The organism is Aurantivibrio plasticivorans, from assembly GCF_055392955.1.
This window is the reverse complement of the sequence record NZ_AP036020.1, coordinates 1,143,509-1,168,414: the sequence shown is the minus strand read 5'-3', so window position 1 is coordinate 1,168,414 and position 24,906 is coordinate 1,143,509. Positions and strand designations below refer to the sequence as shown.

The 24,906-nt window shown below is 47.3% G+C and carries 20 protein-coding genes; 9 read left to right on the top strand and 11 right to left on the bottom strand.

What is annotated here, in order from left to right; translation table 11 throughout:
• Positions 1 to 292 precede the first annotated feature (292 nt).
• The 4 genes from ACZ5NB_RS05135 to ACZ5NB_RS05120 all read left to right on the top strand — a co-directional run bounded on the left by ACZ5NB_RS05135 (position 293) and on the right by ACZ5NB_RS05120 (position 4,791).
• Positions 293 to 1,168 (top strand): response regulator transcription factor, encoded by an 876-nt coding sequence (locus tag ACZ5NB_RS05135; RefSeq protein ID WP_460231934.1) that lies wholly within the window; start codon positions 293 to 295, stop codon positions 1,166 to 1,168.
• Positions 1,169 to 1,496: 328 nt separating this feature from the next.
• A complete protein-coding gene (locus ACZ5NB_RS05130; protein ID WP_460231933.1) occupies positions 1,497 to 2,627 on the top strand; it encodes a 6-bladed beta-propeller in 1,131 nt (376 codons plus the stop codon).
• Between the two features lie 230 nt (positions 2,628 to 2,857).
• The gene (locus ACZ5NB_RS05125; protein WP_460231932.1) at positions 2,858 to 3,829 is read left to right on the top strand and encodes an NAD(P)H-dependent flavin oxidoreductase; all 972 of its coding nucleotides are present in this window, start codon (positions 2,858 to 2,860) and stop codon (positions 3,827 to 3,829) included.
• A 14-nt stretch (positions 3,830 to 3,843) separates the two neighbouring features.
• Positions 3,844 to 4,791 carry a hypothetical protein gene (locus ACZ5NB_RS05120; protein WP_460231931.1) on the top strand — a complete coding sequence of 316 codons (948 nt, stop codon included), beginning with the start codon at positions 3,844 to 3,846 and terminating at the stop codon, positions 4,789 to 4,791.
• A 131-nt stretch (positions 4,792 to 4,922) separates the two neighbouring features.
• On the opposite strand, the gene ACZ5NB_RS05115 is transcribed toward ACZ5NB_RS05120, so the two are convergent.
• Positions 4,923 to 5,963, bottom strand: a complete 1,041-nt coding sequence (locus ACZ5NB_RS05115) for an AraC family transcriptional regulator (protein WP_460231930.1) — start codon at positions 5,961 to 5,963, stop codon at positions 4,923 to 4,925.
• A 118-nt stretch (positions 5,964 to 6,081) separates the two neighbouring features.
• On the opposite strand from ACZ5NB_RS05115, the gene ACZ5NB_RS05110 reads away from it, so the two are divergent.
• From ACZ5NB_RS05110 to ACZ5NB_RS05100, 3 genes are read left to right on the top strand one after another with little or no spacing between them, the layout of a single operon-like run.
• Positions 6,082 to 9,984, top strand: a complete 3,903-nt coding sequence (locus ACZ5NB_RS05110; RefSeq protein ID WP_460231929.1) for a molybdopterin-dependent oxidoreductase — start codon at positions 6,082 to 6,084, stop codon at positions 9,982 to 9,984.
• Between the two features lie 5 nt (positions 9,985 to 9,989).
• The gene (locus ACZ5NB_RS05105; protein WP_460231928.1) at positions 9,990 to 10,970 is read left to right on the top strand and encodes an alpha/beta fold hydrolase; all 981 of its coding nucleotides are present in this window, start codon (positions 9,990 to 9,992) and stop codon (positions 10,968 to 10,970) included.
• A gap of 57 nt (positions 10,971 to 11,027) precedes the next feature.
• Entirely contained in the window at positions 11,028 to 12,140 is a 1,113-nt protein-coding gene (locus ACZ5NB_RS05100) for a glutathione S-transferase family protein (protein WP_460231927.1), read from the top strand.
• A 71-nt stretch (positions 12,141 to 12,211) separates the two neighbouring features.
• On the opposite strand, the gene ACZ5NB_RS05095 is transcribed toward ACZ5NB_RS05100, so the two are convergent.
• Entirely contained in the window at positions 12,212 to 13,030 is an 819-nt protein-coding gene (locus tag ACZ5NB_RS05095; RefSeq protein ID WP_460231926.1) for an enoyl-CoA hydratase/isomerase family protein, read from the bottom strand.
• Between the two features lie 259 nt (positions 13,031 to 13,289).
• Positions 13,290 to 13,508 carry a hypothetical protein gene (locus ACZ5NB_RS05090; RefSeq protein ID WP_464107853.1) on the bottom strand — a complete coding sequence of 73 codons (219 nt, stop codon included), beginning with the start codon at positions 13,506 to 13,508 and terminating at the stop codon, positions 13,290 to 13,292.
• Positions 13,509 to 13,759: 251 nt separating this feature from the next.
• Here ACZ5NB_RS05090 and ACZ5NB_RS05085 point away from each other — a divergent pair, with 251 nt between their 5' ends.
• On the top strand, positions 13,760 to 14,626 hold the full coding sequence (locus ACZ5NB_RS05085) for an acyl-CoA thioesterase (RefSeq protein ID WP_460231924.1): 867 nt from the start codon (positions 13,760 to 13,762) through the stop codon (positions 14,624 to 14,626).
• A gap of 47 nt (positions 14,627 to 14,673) precedes the next feature.
• A complete protein-coding gene (locus ACZ5NB_RS05080) occupies positions 14,674 to 15,057 on the top strand; it encodes an ankyrin repeat domain-containing protein (protein ID WP_460231923.1) in 384 nt (127 codons plus the stop codon).
• Positions 15,058 to 15,140: 83 nt separating this feature from the next.
• Here the strand turns inward: ACZ5NB_RS05080 and ACZ5NB_RS05075 are convergent, their stop codons facing one another.
• The 8 genes from ACZ5NB_RS05075 to ACZ5NB_RS05040 form a co-directional block, all read right to left on the bottom strand.
• On the bottom strand, positions 15,141 to 15,335 hold the full coding sequence (locus ACZ5NB_RS05075) for a hypothetical protein (protein WP_460231922.1): 195 nt from the start codon (positions 15,333 to 15,335) through the stop codon (positions 15,141 to 15,143).
• Between the two features lie 178 nt (positions 15,336 to 15,513).
• A complete protein-coding gene (gene recJ / locus ACZ5NB_RS05070; protein ID WP_460231921.1) occupies positions 15,514 to 17,256 on the bottom strand; it encodes a single-stranded-DNA-specific exonuclease RecJ in 1,743 nt (580 codons plus the stop codon).
• A 96-nt stretch (positions 17,257 to 17,352) separates the two neighbouring features.
• Entirely contained in the window at positions 17,353 to 18,750 is a 1,398-nt protein-coding gene (thrC, locus tag ACZ5NB_RS05065; RefSeq protein ID WP_460231920.1) for a threonine synthase, read from the bottom strand.
• A 70-nt stretch (positions 18,751 to 18,820) separates the two neighbouring features.
• Positions 18,821 to 20,125 carry a homoserine dehydrogenase gene (locus ACZ5NB_RS05060; RefSeq protein ID WP_460231919.1) on the bottom strand — a complete coding sequence of 435 codons (1,305 nt, stop codon included), beginning with the start codon at positions 20,123 to 20,125 and terminating at the stop codon, positions 18,821 to 18,823.
• 132 nt (positions 20,126 to 20,257) lie between these two features.
• Complete coding sequence (locus ACZ5NB_RS05055) at positions 20,258 to 21,064, bottom strand: DsbC family protein (protein ID WP_460231918.1); 807 nt, start codon at positions 21,062 to 21,064, stop codon at positions 20,258 to 20,260.
• 139 nt (positions 21,065 to 21,203) lie between these two features.
• Positions 21,204 to 22,088, bottom strand: coding sequence for a site-specific tyrosine recombinase XerD (xerD, locus tag ACZ5NB_RS05050; protein WP_460232090.1), 885 nt, complete (start codon positions 22,086 to 22,088; stop codon positions 21,204 to 21,206).
• 44 nt (positions 22,089 to 22,132) lie between these two features.
• Positions 22,133 to 23,425 carry a putative bifunctional diguanylate cyclase/phosphodiesterase gene (locus ACZ5NB_RS05045; protein WP_460231917.1) on the bottom strand — a complete coding sequence of 431 codons (1,293 nt, stop codon included), beginning with the start codon at positions 23,423 to 23,425 and terminating at the stop codon, positions 22,133 to 22,135.
• A gap of 27 nt (positions 23,426 to 23,452) precedes the next feature.
• Entirely contained in the window at positions 23,453 to 24,724 is a 1,272-nt protein-coding gene (locus ACZ5NB_RS05040; RefSeq protein ID WP_460231916.1) for an HD-GYP domain-containing protein, read from the bottom strand.
• Positions 24,725 to 24,906: the final 182 nt, after the last annotated feature.

Genomic DNA, 24,906 nt, shown 5'->3' with positions numbered 1-24,906 from the left:
AAACTATTTCACAAAATTTTGTCGCGGCAATTTTCTTTTTTTACAAATAAGGATTTTACCGCCACCCACTTTTCCGAAAATCGTTTTACTCACCGCTGTCACAAAATGTTGACCAACCATCCATTCTCTGTCACCTCAAAGCCCCTTAAGCATTGACTTGAGAGCTAAAAGGGCCAACAATGAAATCATCTAACTTGCTTCTCGACCGTATTGGTCTTTGTCAGTCACTTTAAAGATCCTTGTTTGATCTGCTTGGAGCCCGATTTTGGGTCATCGCTGTAGGTAGTTAATTGTGTACAAACCTGAAATAAACTTGTTTCATTATCCAACGACAAATCTATACATCGACGATAGCGATGATTTTTTGTTTAGCGTGGCCTTGGGTGTTGACCGGTTGCCCTATCGCTCCTTTACTCAGCCTGATGAAGGGCGGCTATATGCTGACAAATCTTCACACCTGTACGAAGCCAACTACCTGCAACTGCAAGCCCCCGAACCTAACCAGTCATTAAGTACAGTCCAGCGACTAGAACTGATTGGCAAACTGCGGCGCCAGAACTTGCAACGTTACTCAGAGCCTGCGGTGATGATTATCGATTACAGCATGCCAAGCATTAACGGCCTCGACCTATGCTCACAAATGCACAATCCCAACATTAAGAAGGTGTTATTAACCGGGGTTGCTGACGAAAAAATTGCTGTAGATGCACTGAACATCCAACTGATTGACTCTTACGTCAACAAAAATGAGGCGTCTCTTGCTCGCCGGCTTCGTTTAGTCATCAATCAGCTCGAAAAGAGATACTTCCAAGACATTCTTGGCTGGGCTAAGAACTCCGAAGTTCGCAACCAATACCTATATGCGTTCGATAGTCATTTTGCCGACTATTTTGAAGAAATTTGCGAAAAGCACTCAATCATCGAACACTACCCTGTCGACGAAGGTTCGGCTTTACTCCTCTTTGATCGTTACGGCAACGGTTATACCCTGCATATCCAAATAGGCGAAGAAGCAGCTAAACCGCACCCCCAAGGTGTTGCGATCAACGGACATCAGCGATATCACTGCTGGTTACAAGATGGTGTGGGTGCCGAGCACGCGCTTGTGGGCTGCTATGATGAATACCTGATGGCCCCCCCACAATTAAGAGCATCAACCGCCGGTTAAGGGTTCTTATTGCAGAACCCTTTTTTGATACATTAAGTCAATCTGCTATCCTATTTTCCGACACTCACCCTAGCGTTAGCTGGGTTTAGACATCCCCAAGGCATTGGTGACCTCACCCTTCATCTATTGCAGTGATTCCATTGGCCACATAAGCCCCCTTTACCAAAACTAACTAACCTACCTGGAAAGTGATTCCCTATACTAACGCTCGACAACAAGGGGCGATTTGACGGAGTTGATAGATGGCAAATATCTCCTTACTCCGGCTGCAAAGCCGCAAAAGACGCACCGAATACGAAATTATCTGTTGCATTAACCACGGTATAAAATGATCAAATCAATAAAGCTATGTACTTTTCTTTGCTTTAGTTTTTTATCTCCTTCTCTTCTATCTCAGTCCTGGCAAGACCTCTACCCACCAACGGCGAATCATGGGGACTCTCCCTACAACCCAGTTAGCGAATGGTTGAAGCCTTTTGCGGAAGAAGGGTTCGTGTGGGGTTCACATCCTGGTCTGGTTGTAGAATCAGCTGAGCGCATCTTTGTCATTCAACGTGGCGAGCTACATGTTCCAGACCCTAAACCCCCTGGATTTACTCACTACTACGGCTCTGCAGAGGGTATTAACGCCTTGCGGGTTCGCCCTGAACAGAGAATCATGCGCAACGTAATTTTTGTGGTCAACAGTGAAGGAAAATTACTGGAAGTATGGAACCAATGGGACTATTTATTTGCTAATACCGCCGGGCCACACAAGATTGCCATTAGCCCTCACGACCCAGAAAGAAAAGTGTGGGTAGTCAACGATGCTCGCCATCAAATCCATGCTTTCTCAAACGATGGAAAAAAATTATTAATGTCCCTCGGCACTTGGAATGAATCGGCTGAAGATGAAACGCACCTCGGTCGCCCTCAAGATATTGCCTTCCTGAGCAACGGCGACATCATTGTGGCAGACGGCATTGAAAACTCCCGTGTTGTGCATTTCGATAAAAAGGGGAAATTTATCAACTCCTGGGGATCCAAAGGATCTAAACCAGGGCAATTTAATGTTGTACACGCGGTAGCCGTCGACAAGCAAGATCGCATTTACGTCGCTGACCGGAGTAACGACCGTATCCAAGTATTCGATAAACACGGCAAGTTACTCAATATTTGGAACGAGCTTAATTTTCCCAATCACATTTTGATAACCGAGAATCAAGATGTTTGGGTAGCTGATAACCAGCCGGTACGATTAATTAAGTTTGACACCGAAGGGAACCGACTATTTTCTTGGGATGCACACGGTAGAGGGGCGGGAGAATTTGAAGAGCTACACGAATTCAGCGTTGATAACCTGGGCAACTGGTACGGAGCAGACAACCTACTTGGCCGCTCGCAAAAGTTCGTGCCGAAAGCCAGCGCACACCCAAAGCAACTTATTCAGGCCCCGGTACCTTATTCAAAACCCGAGTAAACGGTTCACGTAGCGGTTATCAATTTCAGTTAGTGCATAACATTAATGAAATTAGTAACCGCGTAAATTGATTAATGTTATGCCCCACCTCTTGTTCACCCGAAACGAATAAATTACGATGCTTGCGCGAAAATTTAAGCGGGTAAGTATTTTCTAGCCCTATAGATGCCAATAACTCTCTACTATTTTATGGCAATTCCTCCTCTCTAAACTTAAAACAGAGCAGCTCTATGAAAACTCGAATTACAGAATTGTTTGGTATTAAACACCCGATTATTCAAGGCGGCATGCACCATGTTGGCTTAGCGGAATTAGCCTCTGCCGTATCCAATGCTGGCGGGCTAGGCATTATCACCGGCCTGACTCAGCCAACTGCAGAAGACTTGGCAAACGAGATCGAACGCTGCAAAGCAATGACCGACAAGCCTTTTGGGGTCAACCTCACTTTCTTGCCAGGCATCAATGTTCCTGACTACCCCGGTTACATCAAAGCGATTATCGAAGGCGGTGTAAAAATTGTTGAAACTGCCGGGCGCTCACCCGAAAAATACATGGACGCGCTAAAAGGCGCCGATATTAAGGTCATTCATAAATGCACATCAGTACGTCACTCGCTTAAAGCGCAAAAAATCGGCTGTGATGCGGTGAGTGTCGATGGGTTTGAATGTGGAGGACATCCCGGCGAAGATGATATTCCTAACATGATTCTGTTACCGAGAGCAGCAGAAGAATTGACGATTCCTTTTGTAGCATCTGGAGGCATGGGAACCGCGTCGCAACTGGTCGCAGCGCTGGCACTGGGTGCCGACGGAATAAATATGGGCACACGCTTTGTGGCCACTCAAGATGCCCCTGTTCATCAAAATGTTAAGGACGCAATTGTCGCGGCATCGGAACTAGACACACGTTTAATCATGCGTCAGTTACGCAACACCGAACGCGTTTTAACCAACCCTGCCGTTGAAGAAATGATTGCGGTGGAAGCGTCCAGGGGGTCTGAATTAGAGTTCAACGATATCGTGCAATATGTCGGTGGCGTTTATCCTAAAGTAATGAAAAACGGAGAAACGGATGTTGGTGCGTGGAGCTGCGGAATGGTCTCAGGTTTGATTCACGATGTGCCAACGGTTCAAGAACTGATTGACGGTATCATGTCTGGTGCAGAAGACATTATCGCAAACCGATTAAAAAACATTCTTTAAGAGGAGCCACACTTGTGAGTGCTTTTGAAACACCGATTACAATTTGTGGCCCATTTCGCCACCCCAGACAAATGTTGCAAGAACAAACTTACGAAGGCCACGTGTCCATTCACGATGACAGCATGGCCAACGACCTAGGTTTTTCCGGCGCGCCAATTGAAGGGCCAACTCACTTCAGTCAGTTCGATCCACTGCTCTTCGAACTGTTTGGACAAGCATGGTTTGAGACCGGGTGTATTAGCTCACACTACCAAAACATGGTGGTCGAAGGTGAAGAAGTACGCGCATTTGCCAAATTAAATGAAGATAAACAAAGTGCAGCTATTTGGGCTGAGAAAAAAGACGGTACTCCAGTGTTAACGGGTTCTGCGAGTATTGGCCCAGATCATCCTCCCACCACATTGGATCTTCGTCGGGCAAAACTCCGTCCATCCGAGCAGTTGGTCATTTTGGCAGAGCAATCTGTAGGCATGAAAGGAAAACAGCCGGAACATGCGATTATGGATTTCGATCAACATATGGGTGACCTCTACCCATTTTCGTTAAAACAAAAGACCGACAAAATTACCGAGCCATCTCCTTGGTACACAGCAGAAGGCGGCAGCAGTTCACCATGGGGCAAAGCGATTATTCCGTTCGAAATGATCAGCGTATTAACGGAATATACTTCCCGTGAAGCTGGATTCCCACGCAAAGGCCCAGCGGTCGGTTTGTTCGCCGATCAAGAAATTAAATTGATCAAAGGGCCTCTCTTCGTAAACCACCCTTATCGTTTAGAACGTGAAATTTGCGAACTCAGCGAAAGCCGTCGCGTAGAGTCTAGCTGGACACTAACGAAAGTATACGACGAAGAAACCAACGAGTTGGTCGCGGAATGTATTTTGAATCATTCCATTGTGAAAGCTTCCTACAAACACTATGAAGCGGACGCGAAAGTCCTGGGTAAAAACCTAGAAACTTAAAGCCGTAGAAACGTAAAAGACTAGAGTCATTGACACTAGAGCCCTCAAAAGCCATGAGTCCAGCACCATCAAAAACGATTCTCTGCACACCTGGAGAATCGTTTTGCTTCCCCTTACTGCAGCAACCTTACCTATTTTTTTGCTTGTATTGTCGCGCGATAATCCCCAGGCGTAACGCTCGTCCATACCTTAAACGCGCGAATAAACGAGCTCTGTTCGGAATAGCCCAACAAAAAACTAACGTCAGATTGAGACAAATTGGGGTCTGCTAAATACTGCTTCGCTAATCGTAAACGAATATCTGCTAATACAGATCGAAAGCTATGACCGTTTTCACTCAAGCGCCGGTAGAACGAGCGAAGAGGAATCCCCATACCTTTAGCCACTGCTTCAGCCGATAATTCACCATCCTTCATAGAAGAGACGATGTGAGTTTGTAGAGCATCAAAAAACTCTCCAAAGTCATCCGTTGAACTATCAGGCGACTGCAACATAGCTGACGCTTGTGTTTCGAGCAATTGCCGTAAATGCGGATCACTCGTAGCGATTCGCATCGCCATCATGCGAGCGGGCACTTCAATGAAAAGCGATGGACAACTGAATACCACGGGGCAACCGACAACAGTATCGTAAAGACAGCCATTAACACCGTCGGAGATATCCGGTTTATCAAATGGCAAGCCAACCCTTGATGGAGAAAACTGCCGGCCAACCAGCGCTCGACACAAACTAATAAAAACCCCCGCACTGTATTCCAGCGCTATTGGGGTATTCGCACTCTGTTGCGACCAATGAATACGCAGCACACTTCCCTCTGTTTCCACCCAGGAGCGCAATCCACCCTGCAACAACTGCTGAAAGCGTCTGTAACGGCCCAACGCCTGCCCTACGTTGCCACAAGAAAGCACTAGGTACCCGACGATACCAAAATCTCTAGGTTCCGCCATAAGGCCCAACTTAAGCCCCAGCGCAACACTATCATCAACACTCTGCACTCTATCCAATAATTCACAATACTCGGCAGCTCCGAGGGATGGCACACCCCTAATCGATAACAGCTCTCCCGTTAAAGAGTCGGTGACGTCAGACTTTTCTCGCCAATCAAGCGATCGCAAATAGCGGATCATTGGCTCAATGAAAGTAGAGGGGATGTAATCGGGCTGCTTAACCATAACCGAACTATTTGCCACTTGGCACAAAATGTCAATCCATAACGAAAACTGCCAAGACCCTACAATTCCCGAGCGGTACGATGATGGGCTTTTTCTGATCGAGTCGTAGGGAATTCAAATGGCGTATGTAGTCACTCAGGCCTGTATTGGCAATAAACACACCAGCTGCGTTGACGTCTGTCCCGTTGAGGCCTTTCGAGAAGACGAAGAGATGCTCTTTATCGACCCCACTGTTTGCATCGACTGTAATGCCTGCATCAGCGAATGCCCCGAGCAAGCGATTTACCCTCAAAGTGCCGTGCCACAAGAGCACATTCGTTTCATTGAACTGAATGCGACAGAATCACAAGTCCACCCGGTGATTCGGGAGAGCTTTGAACGACAAGCCAGCCGTCAATCGCTGCAACAAGTCGGTGGTAATTTTGCGATTGTTGGCTCAGGTCCATCCGGCTTTTACACTGCTGAAGCTATACTCAAAGAACGTCCCACCGCAAAGATTGATATCTTCGAACGCCTCCCAACGCCATTTGGGTTAGTCCGTTATGGTGTAGCGCCTGATCATCCCCGCATTAAATCGGTCACTGCCAGTTTTGAGCGCATTGCACAATCACCACAGGTACGGTTTTTCGGCAACGTCAGAGTCGGAAGCGATATCACTCGTGAACAACTGCTCGATCACTATCACAGCGTGGTCTACGCCACTGGCGGTTCAAGCAGCCGCCCACTAAACATCCCTGGCGCAAGACATAAAAACATTTTTGGGTCATCAGAGTTTGTTGGCTGGTATAACGGACACCCAGATCAACAACAATTACCGGTAGATTTATCCGGCGATTCCGCTGCCGTTATCGGTATCGGGAATGTCGCACTCGATATCGCACGCATGTTAATTCTTCCCGCTGAAGAACTCGCAAAAACCGATACGGCTGACATCGCGCTTGACGCTTTCAAAAATAGCAACGTTGATGAAGTCTTTTTATTAGCCCGCCGCGGCCCCGCGCAAGCTTCGTTTACGCCGAAAGAATTGGAACAGCTGATGGCCATTCCGAATCTCGATTTAGTCGTTGATAAAAAAGATTTAGAACTCGACCAAGAAACGCAGGCCAAATTAGAGCAACCTGAATTCAGCGAAGTCAAACAGAATATCACCTTACTCAAACAGATCGCCGAGAGGGAAAAACGCTACGGCAAACGTATCCGCTTTATGTTCTACAGCAGCCCGACACGTATTGAACTGGATCGCAATCGCACTAAATCGTTAACCGTCGCTCGCAATGACATGCAGCAAGATGAAAATGGTCGCTGGGTGGCCGTGGCGACCGATCAACTCATGGGGTTGCAAACCGGATTGATTGTTCATGCGATTGGTTATCAAGGTGAAGCTATTGCTGACATTCCTTTTGATGATTATCGTGGCGTTATCAGCAACGACCAGGGTATTGTGCTGGCAGAAGATGGAAACAAACAAGAATACGCCGCCGGTTGGATAAAACGTGGGGCTAGTGGCGTTATCGGTAGCAATAAACAATGTGCTAATCAAACAGTGCGTGCACTGCTAGCCAATGTCGGCGAGTCACTCGATGACAAAAATGATATACAGCCGCTCTTGCTTAGCCGTAACGTACCGTTTATCAGCTATGCCGATTGGCAATTGCTGGATAAATATGAGCAGGAAACGGGTCGCAGCGAAGGGCGACCTCGCAAAAAAGTCACCGATGTTAACTCGATGCTTTATGTCATTGCTCAACAAAAAACTGAGCGTAAACGGCAAGAAGCTGAACAACAATCTCAACCTATCACAACGCATTTCCGTAGCTGCGTGCTGTGTGAAGCGATGTGCGGTATCAAAATCGATGTCCAAGGCGATCAAATTATTAATATTGCCGGGGATGAAAACGACCCTCACAGCGAAGGTCATATCTGCCCGAAAGGCTATGCGCTGCAGGATTTACACAACGACCCTGATCGTATCAAAACGCCTCTGGAAAAAGTGGATGGTGAATGGCTGCCCATTAGCTGGGAAGACGCCTACAAAAAAGTCGCCCAACAGATTTATGATATTCAGCAAAAACACGGTGACGATGCAATCTCCGGTTATTGGGGCAACCCTGGTTCGCACAACTTCGGTTTGATGATGGGGTCCGCCTCGCTGAAACGACTGATTGGGTCACGCAACATGCACTCGGCGGCGTCTCTTGATCAAATGCCGCATCAGCTAGTGTCCTATTTGATGTTTGGCCACAGTAATTTGTTTACCATTCCCGATGTTGATCGCACCGACTATATGATTATGTTAGGGGCTAATCCCGCAGCGTCTAATGGTAGCTTGATGACGGGCGGTGATATTCTAAAACGTCTCGAATCGATTCAAAAGCGCGGTGGTAAGACCGTGCTGATCGATCCACGTCGGAATGAAACTGCACGTTATGTATCGGAGCATCACTTTATTCGCCCTGCTAGCGATCCGTTTTTTCTCGTGGGCATGATCCAGCACATTGTCAACAACAAGCTCTACAACGTCGGCCGCCTGGAAGAGTACATCGACGACCTGGACAAAGTGTTAAACGTCTTCTCTGAATTCTCTCGTGAGCTTTCACTCAATAAAATAAGCGATATTTGTGGCATTCCGGCAACGACGATAACGGAGCTTGCTGAAGAGTTTGCGAAAGCCGAACGCGCAGTCTTTTACGGGCGCATGGGCATGTCGGCACAACGCTACGGTGCGCTCAACCATTGGTTAATTGTTTTGTTGAATATGCTAACTGGCAATTTGGATCGCGCTGGTGGGACCATGTTTACGACCCCCGCATTTAACAAAGCTTTGCAGCGACCGATGGGAAGTTTTAACACCTACCAAAGTCGTGTACGCGGGCTACCCGAGTGTGATCGTCAACTACCCGCAGCCGTCATGGCAGAAGAAATGTTGCAACCAGGTGAAGGCCAAGTAAAAGGCTTTATTTGTGCTGCGGGCAACCCAGTGCTATCGGTGCCCAACGGCACCAAATTAGATCAAGCCCTGGAGGGTTTGGACTTCATGGTATCAATTGATTTTTATATCAACGAGACCTCTCGCCATGCCGATATTATTTTGCCGCCTACCGGTCCATTCGAACACGAGCAGTACGATATCGTATTTAATTTATTAGCTGTTCGGAACTTAGCGAAGTTTTCCGAGCCACTTTTTGAAGCTGCACCAGGGACTCAATCTGATTGGGATATTGTGAACGGCATTAACAAAGAACTGTTAGCTCTCAAAAACCCTGAGAAAACTGCTCAAATGGCAGGAAAATCCATAACGCCTCACGAAATTCTAGACGGCGCATTGCGTACTGGGCCCTACGGTAAGGGTTTTAGTGAGTACAACCGGAAAAATAATGATGAAGTCGTTGCCACTTTCGATGAACCTCTGAGTCTCGAGGTATTAAAACGCTACCCAAGTGGCCTCGATCTCGGCCCCATGCAATCAAATTTCCCACAGTATTTATTCACTGAAGACAAAAAAATTAAAGCCTCACCAAAACCCTTGGTGACCGAGCTTAAATATTTACAAGAAGATTATCTAGAGCTCACCAAAGACAACGCGCTAATGTTGATTGGCCGACGCGACTTGCGGACCAACAATTCCTGGATGCACAACAGTCAACGCCTAGTGAAAGGGAAAAATCGCTGTGCTCTCTTTATTCATCCGCACGATGCCGCCGCGTTGTCGCTGACGGATAGCAGTAGAGCACGAGTACAATCGCGCGTCGGTGCACTCGATGTCGACGTAAAAATCACCGACGACATTATGCCGGGTGTTGTCAGCCTCCCTCACGGCTGGGGTCACAACCGTGAAGGCGTAAAACTACGCGTAGCGGCCACTAATCCTGGTATCAGCATGAATGATCTCACCGATGATCAAGTTGTCGATGGGTTTTCAGGCAATGCCGTACTTAATGGTATACCTGTTTCTGTAGTATCCTTAGAGCCCAGCGCCAATCATAAAAAAGCCCACGGGGGTTTAAAACAAGCTGAGGCCTAAGCACTATGAACAACCAGCCCTATTGCGAAACGGATATTACCCTTAACGAGTACCACATAGCAGGATTAAAAACGCGTATCGCCGAGATAGGCAGCGGGCCTGCCGTGTTGCTGTTACATGGCTGGCCGGAATGCTGGTATTCCTGGCGCTCACAAATGGTCGCCCTAGCAAATGCTGGATACCGCGCGATAGCGCCTGACATGCCAGGTTTTGCAGGCACGGATGATTTCCCCCGTTGCGAAGACTACAACATCGAAACAATCAGCGTTTTTATTCTCAATATCATCGATACTCTTGCCGAGTCACCCGTTCTAATGGTAGCTCATGATTGGGGTGCAGCCATTGCGTGGCACTTTACATTGCGCCACCCCAACGCGGTGTCAAAGCTAATAACTATGAGCGTACCGTTGCGACCCCACGGAGATACTCCACCAACCCAAAAATTTATACAACAATTTGGAGACCGTTTTTTCTATCAGCTGTATTTTCAAACGCCACCTCATGCCGAAAATGAATTTGACGCGAATCCCTACGGTATCTTAAGCCGATTGTATTGCGCACCCGATACCCCAAGAGAAAAGCCCTTACTAAGCAATAGGAGCTACGTTGGCGGCGGTTGGATTGATCGCTTAGGTAGACCGACTCAAACACCCGACTGGATCAGCGAAAGTGAATTACAATATTATGTTTCACAATATAAGCAACGTGGGTTTCATGGTGGGATTTGTTACTACCGCAATATCGACCGCAATTGGGAGATGATGGCAGATTACTCGGAGCTCACCCTGCACTGCCCGGTACTATTCATTGCCGGTAGCGCCGACAATTCCATTGCTCGTGCTAGTGAAGAAGAGCTCTATCAATCAATGCAAACACGCGTTCCGAATATTAAAATCGCACTTTTGCCAAATTACGGGCACTGGATTCAACGTGAGGCGGCCGAGCAGGTCAATACACTCATGCTATCGTTCCTGAAAACATCATAGAATAAATTATTAATACCATACCTATGTGGTACAACCCTCTAGAAATTTTGAGTTACTATGCCTAACAATCAACTCCTTGGCTCACCCGTTTCTTATTACACTGGGAAAGCACGCGCCTACTTAAATTACAAACAAATTCCTTACGAGGAGATACTCACCTCAACCGACGTTTTTAAAAACAGTTTGGTCCCTCGCGTCGGCTTTCCCATCATTCCTGTTGTCATCACGGAAGATGACACAACGCTTCAAGATACAACAGAGATTATCGATTACTTCGAAGAGAAGTATCCGCAACCCAGTATCTACCCCAGCACGCCGCTTCAAAAGTTGGTTGCATTATTACTTGAGGTGTATGGTGATGAGTGGCTAGTCATCCCAGCGATGCACTATCGCTGGAATTACCCAGAGAATATTGAGTTCGCCAAGCATGAATTTGGAGCAACCGCTGCGCCAGATGCAGAGCCTGAAGTACAGTATAAAATTGGCTCTGAACGTTCAGAAAAATTTTCTGGCATGGTGCCAAGGCTTGGCGTTACAAAGGAAAACAGCTCCGCCATCGAAGCAAGTTATTTACAACTATTGCATGACCTCGATACCCACTTCAAAGAATACCCTTTCTTACTTGGGACTCGCCCCTCAATCGGCGACTACGGACTGATAGGGCCTTTGTACGCGCATTTATATCGTGACCCAGCCTCAGGCCGCATCATGGATGAACGAGCCCCCAACGTCGTGCAGTGGATTCACCGCGTCCATAGGCCAACCGAGCATGGTGGCGAGTTTCTGCCTGATGACCAAATACCCGAAACGTTGCTCCCCATCTTAGCCAGAATGTTTAAAGAACATTTACCGGTACTTTTAAATACCATTAACGCCGTAGCAAAATGGGCGAAGGAAAACCCCGGCGACCGAAAAATTCCAAGAGGCATTGGGATGCACGATTTTTGTGTAGAGGGCGTAACGGCCGAACGATATATCGCACCGGCAAACTTGTGGATGTGGCAACGACCGGTGGATTTTTATAAGACGTTACAACCCCAAGACCAGGAAAAAGTTGCTGAACTATTTGCAGATTACCCTGCAGCCATCGCAGCTCTAGAAACACCAATCAAACAACGCATTGTTCGAGAAAACTTTCGCTTTATATTAGAAGTGGACAGCGTACTGTAAAACGTTATCGAGGCAGCTGGAGCAAAATTTTAACGCAGAGATAGCAACGCAGATAGTTTTTCAGTAGGCTGCTAACGCCCCTTAAATTTAGGCTCTCTTTTTTCGTTAAACGCTAACAACGCCTCTTGAAAATCTTCAGTTGCTGTGAGCGCTTTGAAATGCATCATCAAGTGATCAACAGTGGTCGGGAAGGTTTCCTCCATCCCCATACGCATCATACGTTTGGTTGTTTGAACCGCCAGCGGACCATTCGCAGCGATTTCTTCCGCCCACTGTCTCGCCTTCGCCATGACTTCGTCCGGCTCAACCACTTCATTTGCCAAATTCAATGTAAGACATTCATCGGCCAAAAGAACTTTCCCGCGATAGAATATCTCCGCTGCTTTGCCCCAGCCAACTAATCGAGGTAACAACCACGTTCCTCCACTCTCCGGCACCACGTTGCGTTTGACCATCGTTGCAGCCAGCTTAGCGGTATTGCTCATGATCCGCATATCAGCGAGCAACGCCATATCCATACCGAAACCTGCTGCCGCACCGTTAATGGCAGCGATAACGGGTTTGTCCATCTGCCACAGCGCCGATATAGGACTGTTTTCAACACTGAATAAACGCTGAGCATTTTGCGTCATGCCGATACCTTTTCCTTCGGACATGTTGCGCTGCGTGTCTTTTAGATCTAAGCCAGAGCAAAACCCCTTGCCAGCCCCCGTGATTATTACCACGCGCACGTCGGAATCCAGGTTTGCTTCTTTAAGTTTAGCGGCGAGCTCATCAAGCATAGGCCCACTGATTGCGTTCAACCGATCTGGACGATTGAGGGTAATAGTAAGAACATGATTATCTTCCGATAACAGAATATCGTTAGTCGACGCGGGAGTAAGAGGCATAGCAAATTCTCAAGTGACATTAGGTATTAAGAACAAACATGGTACTTGAAAGCGCTGAGGCTGGAAATTATCTCGGATTGATGTTTCGGTATTAAAGTGACTGATGTACTTCACATGAGTTCAATTGATATGGACATACAAGGCTTGTAGCCACTTGTTTTCATCGTCATCATCAGCCATGATTTTTGTGGTATCGCGAGCAGTGCGACTAACTTCGGTGGCACGATCCGCAACTATTTCGCCAAGCTCTTTGCCGACCTTACCTAACTGACGAAGCAGCTTCCGTTGCTGTGCCGCCGATTTTCTTGCCCACCTCTTTAAAGCATTGAGGCGCATCTTTCGAGACCTGCTTAAAATTTTTAGTCGTTGGTTCTGCTTTGTCTTCAACAGCAAGGCTCTGCACACCCACTCTGGTTAGCTCAAGCAAAGGCAAGCCCTGAATCAACATCAACATAAACTTCACTTTTGATTGCAACACTCCACCTCTGATGTCATCGGTGATACTTTATCTCAATATTAACAGCACATTAGCGCAGGCAATAATGTCGGCAAAATGAACAACCGTGAACTCGTCTTCGATCAAAAAAGCGCCGAAATCAGTTACTAGCGCCACGGCGTCGGGAATTGCATGCTAGAATATGGGGTATCTTACACACGTCCTATTTTCTCAGCGGGCCTATTTCCTTAAGGCGAATAGGCGCTATCCACCGCGCCGTATCTTGGTGAATTATGACTGAAAAAAATCCATTTTCCCTTCTCGATTTACTTGATGTTGATCCGTTAGAAGACAACATGTTTCTAGGCCATCGTGTCGATATGCCCGGACCCCGCGTTTTTGGCGGTCAAGTATTGGGTCAGGCATTAATGGCCGCTTCAAAAACTGTAGCGCCTGAAAAGCTCGTGCACTCTTCGCACAACTACTTTATTCGGCCTGGAGACAATGCACTACCGATTCATTATCAGGTCTGGCTGGATTTGGATGGAAGAAGCTTTAGTAACCGACGAGTCGTTGCTTCGCAAAACGGCAAGCCTATCCTCAATTTGACGGCATCGTTTCAAGCGCCAGAAGGTGGCCTACATCATCAATTAGATGCCCCTGAGATTGATGGCCCAGATGGACTACTCAATGAGAATGAACTCGGCGAAAAATATAGAGGCTCTTTACCAGACGCAGTCTACGAACACCTCAATCACTATCGTCCAATTGAGGTCCGGCCCGTTGACGAAGCCGTTCACTTTCTCACTATTGAACCTACAACAAAACAGGCCATGTGGTTTCGAGCAAAAGAGTCTGCGGGTAACAACCTTGCGTTGCAGCGATCCATCCTTGCTTACGCCACGGATCTCGCACTGCTGAGCACCTGTGGCCGCCCACACGAAGTGACCTGGACCCAAGGCAATGTCCGTACCGCTAGCATCGACCACGCCTTATGGATACACACAGCGGATGTTCGCACCGAAGAATGGCTGCTGTACCTTATGGATTCACCTTGGTCAGGTAGTGCTCGCGGCTTAAATCGTGGCAGCATTTATACCCAATCTGGCGAACTGGTCGCATCCGTTGCACAGGAAGGGTTGATGCGAATTGTTGAGTAGCAAAGTCAGCTATTATGAAAGAGTACTAAGCCAATTAGGAATCTCAAATGGCTAAACTCAGAACACGCCTTGCTAAACAGGCTGCTGTTTTTTTCGCGTCGTTTATGATTACCCTTGCTGCATGCGACACACACCTCCAAGGGGAACCTCCGCTGCACAAAGCGGCGTATAAAGGAGATGTCGAAGCCTTGGAAAAGCTCATCGAGCAAGGCGCCGATCTAGATGCAAGAAATTCAGAAGGAGCAACGGCGCTGCATTGGGCTGCTTTTAAAGGTCATGCGGATTCAGCGGAGTTACTGATTAAATCCGGTGCCAATGTGAATGCCGTAACAACAAAAGGGTCGACGCCCTTGCGGCTAGCCACTACTCACAAACAAGAGCAAGTTGTCAAAATCTTGGAACGATATGGCGGCAGAATTGACGTCTACTAAGTAGGCCTTGTGTTAGCACTTAAATAACGTTCACAAGTGCCATTGTTTTAATTATGAATTGAGAATCACTTTTTAAAATAAATTTAGTGACTGCTTTTAGCGCAGGATGGGCACAATATTTTTCCATCCACTATTTGCCAGCCTGCTTTATGCGCTTTCAATGCAGACGGTAACGATGCCGCATCCCCCTCTAACGATTTATCGACTTCATCAACAAACTGCGCGTTGCAACCTTCGTTTTGACAAACCAATAATTTCTCTTGCTGAATATCTGCCATAACGTTTCTCTAGCTTATTCGTAATATATGTTTACACGCGCTACTCTGCGTCATCTATAAATGGCCGTCAACCTTATCGAATACCAGCTTGAATGGAAGACCATAAACATTTTCACCAACTCCACAATTTCAAATCAGCTAAATGTCGACAAGCCTGCCAATGGCGACTTGAAGCCAACTAAATAGCCTCTATATGATTGACCATCAACTGCAAGGAACGTCGACCACGAAATTCGTTTACGTCCAACTTATAGACGAGACGTACTTTTTTCGCGTCCATATTCGGCCATTCGTCAGTATCGATGTTAAATGCAATAGCATCGAAGATAATTTGGCTTTTTTCGGTTGCGGATAACACCATTTTCAAATGCTTTTGACCAACGATGCGTTGTTGCTGCAAATAGAATTCACCATCGAATAATGGTTCGGGGAAGTGCTGCCCCCAAGGACCGGCATCGCGGAGAAGCTCGGCTAACTTAAGTGAAAGATCGTCTTCTTCAAGCGTCCCATCTGTTAGGAGTCTTGCTTGCAGATTTTTTTCCGTAAGCTTTTCACGAACAACCCCATCAAACGCTTTTTGAAAAGCAGGGTAATTCTCTTCGCTTAAGGTAAGGCCCGCCGCCATTGCGTGACCGCCAAATTTTGTCACCAACCCTGGATTTTTAGCGGCAACTTCGTCAAGCACATCGCGAATATGTAGACCTTCAATTGATCGGGCAGATCCTTTAATTTCACCCTCTCCAGCTTCGGCAAACGCAATAACAGGGCGGTGAATTCTATCTTTAATTCGCGAAGCGAGGATTCCGATTACGCCCTGATGCCACGTCGGGTCGTAGAGACAATAGCCCCACGGCAATTCTTGATCTTCGTTTAGGTGCAATGCATTCAGCGTCTTAAGTGCTTCTTCCTGCATACTCCCTTCGATTGCTTTTCTATCACGATTTAAATCATCTAATTCAATCGCCATTTCCCGAGCAAGGTCAGTACTGTCGGTCAGTAGGCATTGAATGCCTAGAGAGATATCATCCAGTCGCCCCGCTGCATTTAAACGTGGCCCAATAACAAACCCCAAGTCGGTCGCTACGATGTTGTTAAACTTTCTATTTGCGACTTCAACTAATGCAAGAATGCCCGCACGTGCGCGCCCCACTCTAATCCTCTGCAACCCATGGTGCACTAACACTCTGTTGTTGTGGTCTAAAGGCACAACGTCTGCGACCGTACCCACCGCCACAAGATCTAAATAATCTGCCATGTTTGGCTGAGGGATATTTTTCTGCTGGAACCAGCTTGCCTCACGTAATGCTGTCCGCAAGCTGGTCATCACATAAAAGATAACGCCAACGCCCGCGAGATTTTTACTTGGAAAGTCACAACCGTGTTGATTGGGGTTGACGATCGCGTCTGCATTAGGCAACTGATCGCCAGGCAAGTGGTGATCTGTAACAACTACGCGAATACCTAATGTTTTCGCAGCATCTACACCGTCAATACTCGAGATGCCATTATCTACAGTAATGATGACATCAGGCTTATACCCTTTAGCGACATTGACGATTTCAGGCGTTAACCCATAACCAAACTCAAACCGGTTGGGCACAAGGTAGTCAACACTATCAAGTCCCATTGCCTTGAGCGCCAGAACGGCTAGTGCACAGCTTGTAGCCCCGTCAGCATCAAAATCTCCAATGATTAACACGCGCTGCTGCTGTGTAACAGCCGCTTTCAAAAGCGCAACAGATTTTTCGAGACCTTTTAACACTGTCGGCGTTAGTAAGTTCTGTAGATTGTTTTCAATTTCAGCATCACTCGTAATGCCGCGACCGAGATAAATCCGCTGCAAGACATCGGGAATAGGCGTTGAAAAATTAGCTTGGGTTAGATCGACTTCACGGCGTTCAATAATTGTTGTGGCTTTCATTACTCCACCATTACTTAACGTTGACTACAGATTAAAAGTAGCGCCGTGTATATAGAAACAATGAGGCAGCCTTCGCTGCCTCATCTATCGGGAGGGTTATGCAGTCAGATGCGAAGCAATATGTTGTTTAACCGCATCCAAATCATTTTTCACAACCGTGAATTTTTCTTCTCGGCTAAAAAGATCGCGCATATGCAGCGGTAAAGCAGGGTCTTCAGGGTAACCTGCTTTACGCACAGCTTCTGGGAACTTCGCCGGATGCGCAGTCGCCAAACACACGATCGGCTCCTTGCGATCACCACGCGTTGCTCTGGCCGCCTCTACACCAATGGCCGTATGCGGATCAGCTAAGTACTCAGTGTGTTCTAGAATATCAGCAATCGCGGCAATAGTTGCCTCATCGTCGAGCCGGTGACTTGAGAACAATGCACGTGCACGAGTTAATGCTTGCTCGCTTAATTGCATACCGCCCGTTTTGAGGTCACTCATTAACGCTTGAATGGCGTTGCCATCACGATCATATAAATCGAACAGCATGCGCTCAAAATTACTCGACACCATGATGTCCATACTCGGTGACAACGAGTGTACTAAATCATGTTTGGTGTGGTCGTTTTTGCTAATACAGCGATGCAAAATGTCATTAGCGTTAGTTGCAATAATTAAACGCTCAATAGGTAAACCCATTTGCTTGGCAAGGTAACCCGCAAAAATATCGCCAAAGTTCCCTGTGGGAACGGAAAAACTTACTTTCCTACCTGGCGCGCCAAGCGCAGCCGCCGCATAAAAGTAGTAAACGATTTGCGCCATGATACGCGCCCAATTGATCGAGTTAACCGCAACTAACTGGCGACCTTCTGGTAAAAATCCTTGATCGGCGAAACTTTGTTTTAAGATGTTCTGACAATCGTCAAAATTCCCTTCAATAGCCAAGGTGTGAACATTGTCTGCCAAGACTGTTGTCATCTGACGACGCTGAACTTCCGACACGCGCTCGTGGGGATACATGACAAAAATATCAACGTGGTCGCTGTGGCGACAACCTTCAATTGCAGCCGAACCAGTGTCTCCCGACGTCGCGCCAAGAATCACAACTTTTTGATCACGTTTTTTCAGTGCATAGTCTAATAGGCGACCAAGTAATTGCAGGGCAACATCTTTAAACGCTAACGTTGGGCCGTGAAATAACTCCAATATCCATTCGTTACTATCAGTTTGTACGAGTGGTGTAATAGCCTGATGGCGAAATGTTGAGTAAGTCTTGTCAATAATTGCTTTGAAATCAGCATCAGGAATGTCACCACCTACAAAGGGTGACATTATTTTAAATGCCAACTCTTTGTAGCTAAGGTCCGCCATTGCCGCAATCTCACTTTCAGAGAATTGCGGTAGTTTTTCCGGCACATAAAGACCTCCGTCACTTGCTAAGCCTGTCAACATGACTTCTTCAAATGAGAGGGATGGTGCTTCGCCTCGGGTACTGATGTATTTCACGATATTTCCCTTGAGCTTTTTACAAATTAGATTGCGTATCGACTTCGACCACTTAATCGCTTACTCGGTATTAACTTAAGTCTTCTACACGTATACGAGCGATATCACCCACTACACTATCGAGCGCTTCAATCTGCTCGATTGCTTGCTTCATTTTGCCTTCCTGCGTGCGGTTAGTAAGCAAAATAACAGGAACGACTGTCAGCCCTTCAGCGGCTTCTTTTTGAATTAACGCTTCGATACTGACACCGAGTTTACTGAGAATCTGCGTGATATCTGACAATACCCCCGGCTTATCTTCGGCGGTAATGCGCAAGTAGTATCCCGTTTCGGTTTCGTCCATTGATTGCACATTAAGCTTACTAACGTAGTCCGTACCAAAACCGAGGTGCGGCACACTCAATGTGGAGCCAACGGCGAGCTCGCGTGCTATATCAACAATATCGGCAACTACCGCAGAAGCAGTTGGCTCATCGCCAGCACCAGGGCCAGAATACATTGTGGAACCAACTGCATCGCCCTTGACCAAAACAGAATTCATTACGCCATTGACGTGAGCAATTAGCTGCTTTTCTGGAATTAATGTCGGATGCACGCGCATTTCAACTTTATCACCATGGCGGCGCGCGATGCCTAAATGCTTGACCCGATAACCTAGCTCTTCAGCAAACGCTAAATCACGTGGTTCAATTTTTGAGATCCCTTCCGTATAGGCACGCTCGTACTGAAGAGGCATTCCAAAGGCGATGGCTGCGAGAATCACTAATTTGTGAGCCGCATCAATACCTTCTACATCAAAGGTAGGGTCCGCCTCTGCATAGCCAAGCGCCTGTGCTTCAACCAAGACATCCGCAAATTCGCGGCCTTTTTCTGACATCTCAGTCAGAATATAGTTACCGGTACCATTGATGATCCCAGCCAACCATTCGATGCGATTCGCCACTAAGCCTTCGCGAAGGACTTTGATAATAGGTATGCCACCGGCCACACCGGCTTCGAAAGCAACACTGACATTGGCCTCTTCAGCCGCCGCAAAAATTTCATTTCCAAACTCAGCAATCAGGGCTTTATTAGCCGTAACAACATGCTTACCTTTGGCGATAGCTTGCAAGACGAGGTCTTTCGCGGTGGTGGTACCACCAATCAATTCGACAATGACATCAACGTTTGGGTCATTAACCACATCAAAGATATCACGACTGACTTTGACACCGGTTAAATCACAGGCGGGGTTATCTCGACGCGCGCCCACATGGGTTACGCTAACGGCGCAATTCGCGCTCGCTTGTATCTCTTTGCTGTTACGTTTGAGTACATTGAAGGTACCGCTACCTACTGTACCTAGACCACACAAGCCTATATTGACCTGTTTCACCGATTACTCCTGAGAATAGATAAGACGAGGTGCCAAGAAGCAGCATGAAGGCGCTGCCGCCCGACAAAAGACGGCAACGATACTGAGACTCTATAAGGGTGTCAATCGGTGATTAGAGGAGCTACTGTCGGTCTAATTGACCGCAGGGGCTGATGTAGATGGCGGAACGACACGGAGGTATTCAGCAAGCTTTGCAGCCGGCGCATAACCGCCAATCATCTCCCCTGTTTCGGTGACCATATTGGGCGTACCGGTCACCCCCATCATTAGGCCGAGGCGATATTGCTCTGCAACCGGATTGTTGTCGCAGACCTCACTATCAACATTTTGCCTATTCTTCAGCTTAGTGAGAGCGGCTTGCTTATCGTCGGCGCACCAAGCCTGAGCAAGCTTGTTAGCACTTTCTGAGTTAGGTCCAGACCGAGGGTAAGCCAAGTAACGCACTTCGATTCCAAGCGCGTTAATTTGCTCTATTTCCCTATGGAGTTTTTGGCAGTATCCGCAATCAATATCGGTGAAGACGTTGACGACAGCCTTGGTTTCACCTTCGGGAGAAAAAATAATCTGATCAGCCGGGTCGATGTCAGCCAAAAGGGCTACACGCTCTTTCTCGCGCTGCTGCTCTTGCAGATTGACCAGGCGCGTACCTTCAATTGCAAACAGGTCTCCACCAGCAATAAAGAACTCCCCCCCCTTTTCCACATAAAGGGTTGGCCCACCAATCACTTGAACCTGATATAAGCCCTCAATCGCGGCCGGTTTAGGGTCGCTAAACTCAAAATCTGGGCGCGCCGCTTGCAGCCGCTGCATGATCACCTCTTCGACGCTGGGCTCAGCTCCTGAAATTTGGCTTCCATTACCGTCACCCACTGAATCATCACAGCCAGCGATCATGATCAGACCTAAGGCCATCAGGGTTATACTTTTAATCTTGGTCACATCAACCTCGTAGTTTGCCTAGTGTTTTGGATATCTGCCGCAACGCCAGGCATCCTAACAGAAATTTTAGCCAAGTCGCTTGCGAAAAAACGGCAGCAAGAGACCTAACACAGATTAGAACATGATTTGGCCATTAGGTTCACCCTCGAGGGTGATGCTCTGCGTGCAGGGCTTGCAGGCGAGCATTTGCCACATGCGTATAGATCTGAGTGGTGGAAAGGTCACTGTGCCCGAGAAGCAGCTGAACAACTCGTAAGTCTGCGCCATGATTCAAAAGGTGCGTAGCAAAAGCATGCCGCAATGTGTGCGGAGATAGTGGCTGACTGATATCCGCAATCTGCGCCCAATATTTGATCCGGTGCCAAAACGTCTGCCGGGTCATCTGCTGGCCGCGTCGGCTCGGAAAGACGATGCCATCACTCCCAGCCGGCAACAACTGAGGTCGACCATCTCTCATGTACCGCTGCAACCAACTGACCGCCTCTTCACCTAAGGGAACAAGCCGCTCCTTACTGCCTTTCCCAATAATTCGCACCACGCCCTGGCGCAAGTTAATTTGACTGACACTGAGCGAGATAAGCTCACTGACGCGCAAACCGCAAGCGTAAAGCACCTCTAACATAGCCCTGTCACGCAACCCCAGTGGATCCTCTATATTTGGTGCCGATAGCAAGGCATCAACATCAGACTCCGTGAGTGATTTTGGGATTGGCTTCGGTAAACTGGGGTTCTCAATATGCAGCGTTGGATCAACGGCAATCTCGTTCTCTCTCAGAAGATACAAATAGAAACCGCGCAAACAGCTAAGGAACCGAGCCGTAGAGCGGGCAGACAGTTTTTTTTGGTGACGTCTAGCGAGGTGTCTCTGAATTGACTCAGAGGACACCGTTTTCAAATCAACACCATCGACCGCAAATTGCTCCAAGTCGCGACGGTAAGACGCCAAGGTGTTAGCACTTAGGCCTTTTTCCATCCACATCGCGTCAAGGTAACGGTCAATCAATTCAGCATTCACTCGCGCAATAACCCCAGCTCAATAGGATTGTTCAACGGTCATGTGATGCGTTATCAACTGATCACTGACGCCTGACGATACTCGCTTAACCATGTAGCATAATCATTGGAAGAAACGGGACGGGAAATAAAGAAACCTTGCGCATAATCGCACCCCAAGCGTCTCAACTCGTCAAGCACGTCAATAGTTTCTACACCTTCAGCAACAACACGCAGACCAAAACGGTGGGCCAGATCAATAATCAGCTGCGCAATATTTCTATCACCCTGACTGTTGGCCATATTCAACACAAAGGATTGATCAATTTTCAACTCGGTGGCAGGAATAGTTTTAAAGTATTGCAATGAGGAGTAACCAGTACCGAAGTCATCAATTGAGATTTCAATTCCCCGACCTTTTAAATAACTTAGGTTATTATAGCCGCCCTGCTGATCTTCAAAGATCGCGCTCTCAGTAATTTCTAATGTTAGTTGGCTCGGCTCAATTCGCCATAGCCTTATCGCATCTTCTACTAATTGCCTGAAATCTGGATGGTGCACAATATTCGCAGGAATATTCACAGCAACGCCATTGGCGCCCCAGTCAGTCGGCCACTGATTTACTTGACGTAATGCGGTATGCAGCACCCATTTAGTAAGCTCAAACTCTCGACTTAAACGCGCAATCATGTCGACCAAAAAGCTTGGAGCGATAGCGCCTCGTGTCGGGTGAGTCCAACGCAATAATGCTTCGGCGTGAGTCGGCTTTCCCGTATTTAAATCAATTTTCGGCTGAAAAACCATGGTCAGCTCGTTGTTATGCAACGCGCCGAGAAGCTCTTGCTCCAATTGCCAAATGTCGTCATCGTCACCATGCTGACTTTCGGTTGCATAACAGAGTGTACGGTTTTCTAGTTTTGCACGCTGCAATAAATGCTCGCAACTGCTCAGCAACTCTTCTGGAGAAGTCCGGTCGGCGGGCAATGCAATACACCCCATATTCACGTCGACATTTATTTCCTTGTCCTGCCAAAAGAACGGCATCCGTAATTTATCCAGCACGCTGTTAGCTTCGATGACTATTTCGCTTGGATTGCTCAGAGCGGGCACAATAATGGCAAACTCATCGCTACCTACTCGGTAGAAACAATTCGCATGGTCAACACATTCGGCAAGGCGCTGCGACATGAAGTACAACACTAAATCGCCGTACTTAAAATCAAACACGCGGTTAACGCTAGTGAAATTTTTTATATCAACCAATAACAGTCCAACACAGACACCAGCCTTGTTCGACGCAAGAACATAGTCGCCTAGAGACTTAAATAGGCCAAAACGATCACTCGGTGGGACACTTAATAAGGCCACAATTCCCCTCGATAAAACAATCAGATGTTAGGCGGGCTCGTAGGCAACCATTTCGGGGTTCACCCCGTATGCGCCGGGTTCAAGACTTTGAACAATATCAACCGGCTTGTTAGTTGCTGGGCAGAGCCTGTCAGCTAGATTTTGAACTTCCCACTTATTGAGTGGGTTCTTATTTTTATCTAATAGAAGTAAAACTTGTGGTTTAAGGCGTCGAGCCCGACCTTCAGAAAGCACAATGGCTACTTCACCCGTCGAGAGCAATACTAGTGTACCAGCTGGGTAAAGGCCAATAGCCTGAATAAACTCTTCTACTAAAATTGCGTCATATTCCACATCACGCAGATGGTAAAGCTTCTTTACAGCTTCGGAAGGAGAGACCGGCTTTTCGTAATACCGGTGGCTGATCATCGCATCGTAACTATCGACAATGCCAGCAATTCTCGCAAACAACGGTATTTCATCCGCCTGTAATCCACGCGGATAACCCGAACCATTATGGCGCTCGTGGTGATATGCCACCATATCCCATATATCTTGATTTAACAGCTGCGACTTTTCTAACGCCTGCAAACTAAAATTAACATGCTGCCTCAACTGCTTTTCTTCTTGGGCATTTAATGGGTCTGATTTATTGAGCAATTCGCTCGGTATTTGTAATTTGCCAACATCAAGCATTAGCGCACCCATTGCTAAAGACTTGAGATCTTGCGGAGGCAAGGCTAATTCCCGCCCCAACGCAACCGCCCATATCGACGTGGCCACCGAGTGCTTATAGATATAGCTGTCGCGATTTTTTAACCGCGCCAACCAGATACAGGCGTCGGGGTTTCGCTCAATACTATTGACTAACGGTGTTACGGATTGCTTAAGCTTGGCGTACGGATATCGCCGATTTTGACTCAACGCTTCAAACATTTCTTTGACCGTTGTCGTTAAGCCTTCAACCGCGCGATGCGCCTGCCCAACCTCCTTGCGCCACTCAGTAGTGTCGGTATAACGACGCTTAGTCCGCAGAGAAAGGATCTCCGCTGTCGTTTTCCCTGGAGAAGGTTTTTTGGAGGTTTTTAGATCTTTGTGGAAACTACGAATGGAATGGACAACAGAGACATCTAGCTTGCCTTTAGCCACATCTACGTAGACGTAATCACAGTAACGGGAAAGAGCCTCGATTTCCTCTTTCGACTCTATGAGAAAGCCCTGCATTAGAAAGGGAGTTTCTAGCCACGGACGGTCGAGCTCACAGACATACATGCCTACAGCTAAGTACCCAACATCAACCTTTTCTTTTTGCATTTGCATGGCATTGACCACTTTGCCCCGACTTAAGCAGACAGCCAGAGCGCAGCACTGCAGATCATCCATGGCAGTGAGTGAACATCACAAGCCGACATTTTGAGACCGAAAGGCCTAACGCCGGTCACCCTTATACTAAATAATTATTACTACACGCACATTAACTAGAATAAAGGCAAACTGCAATA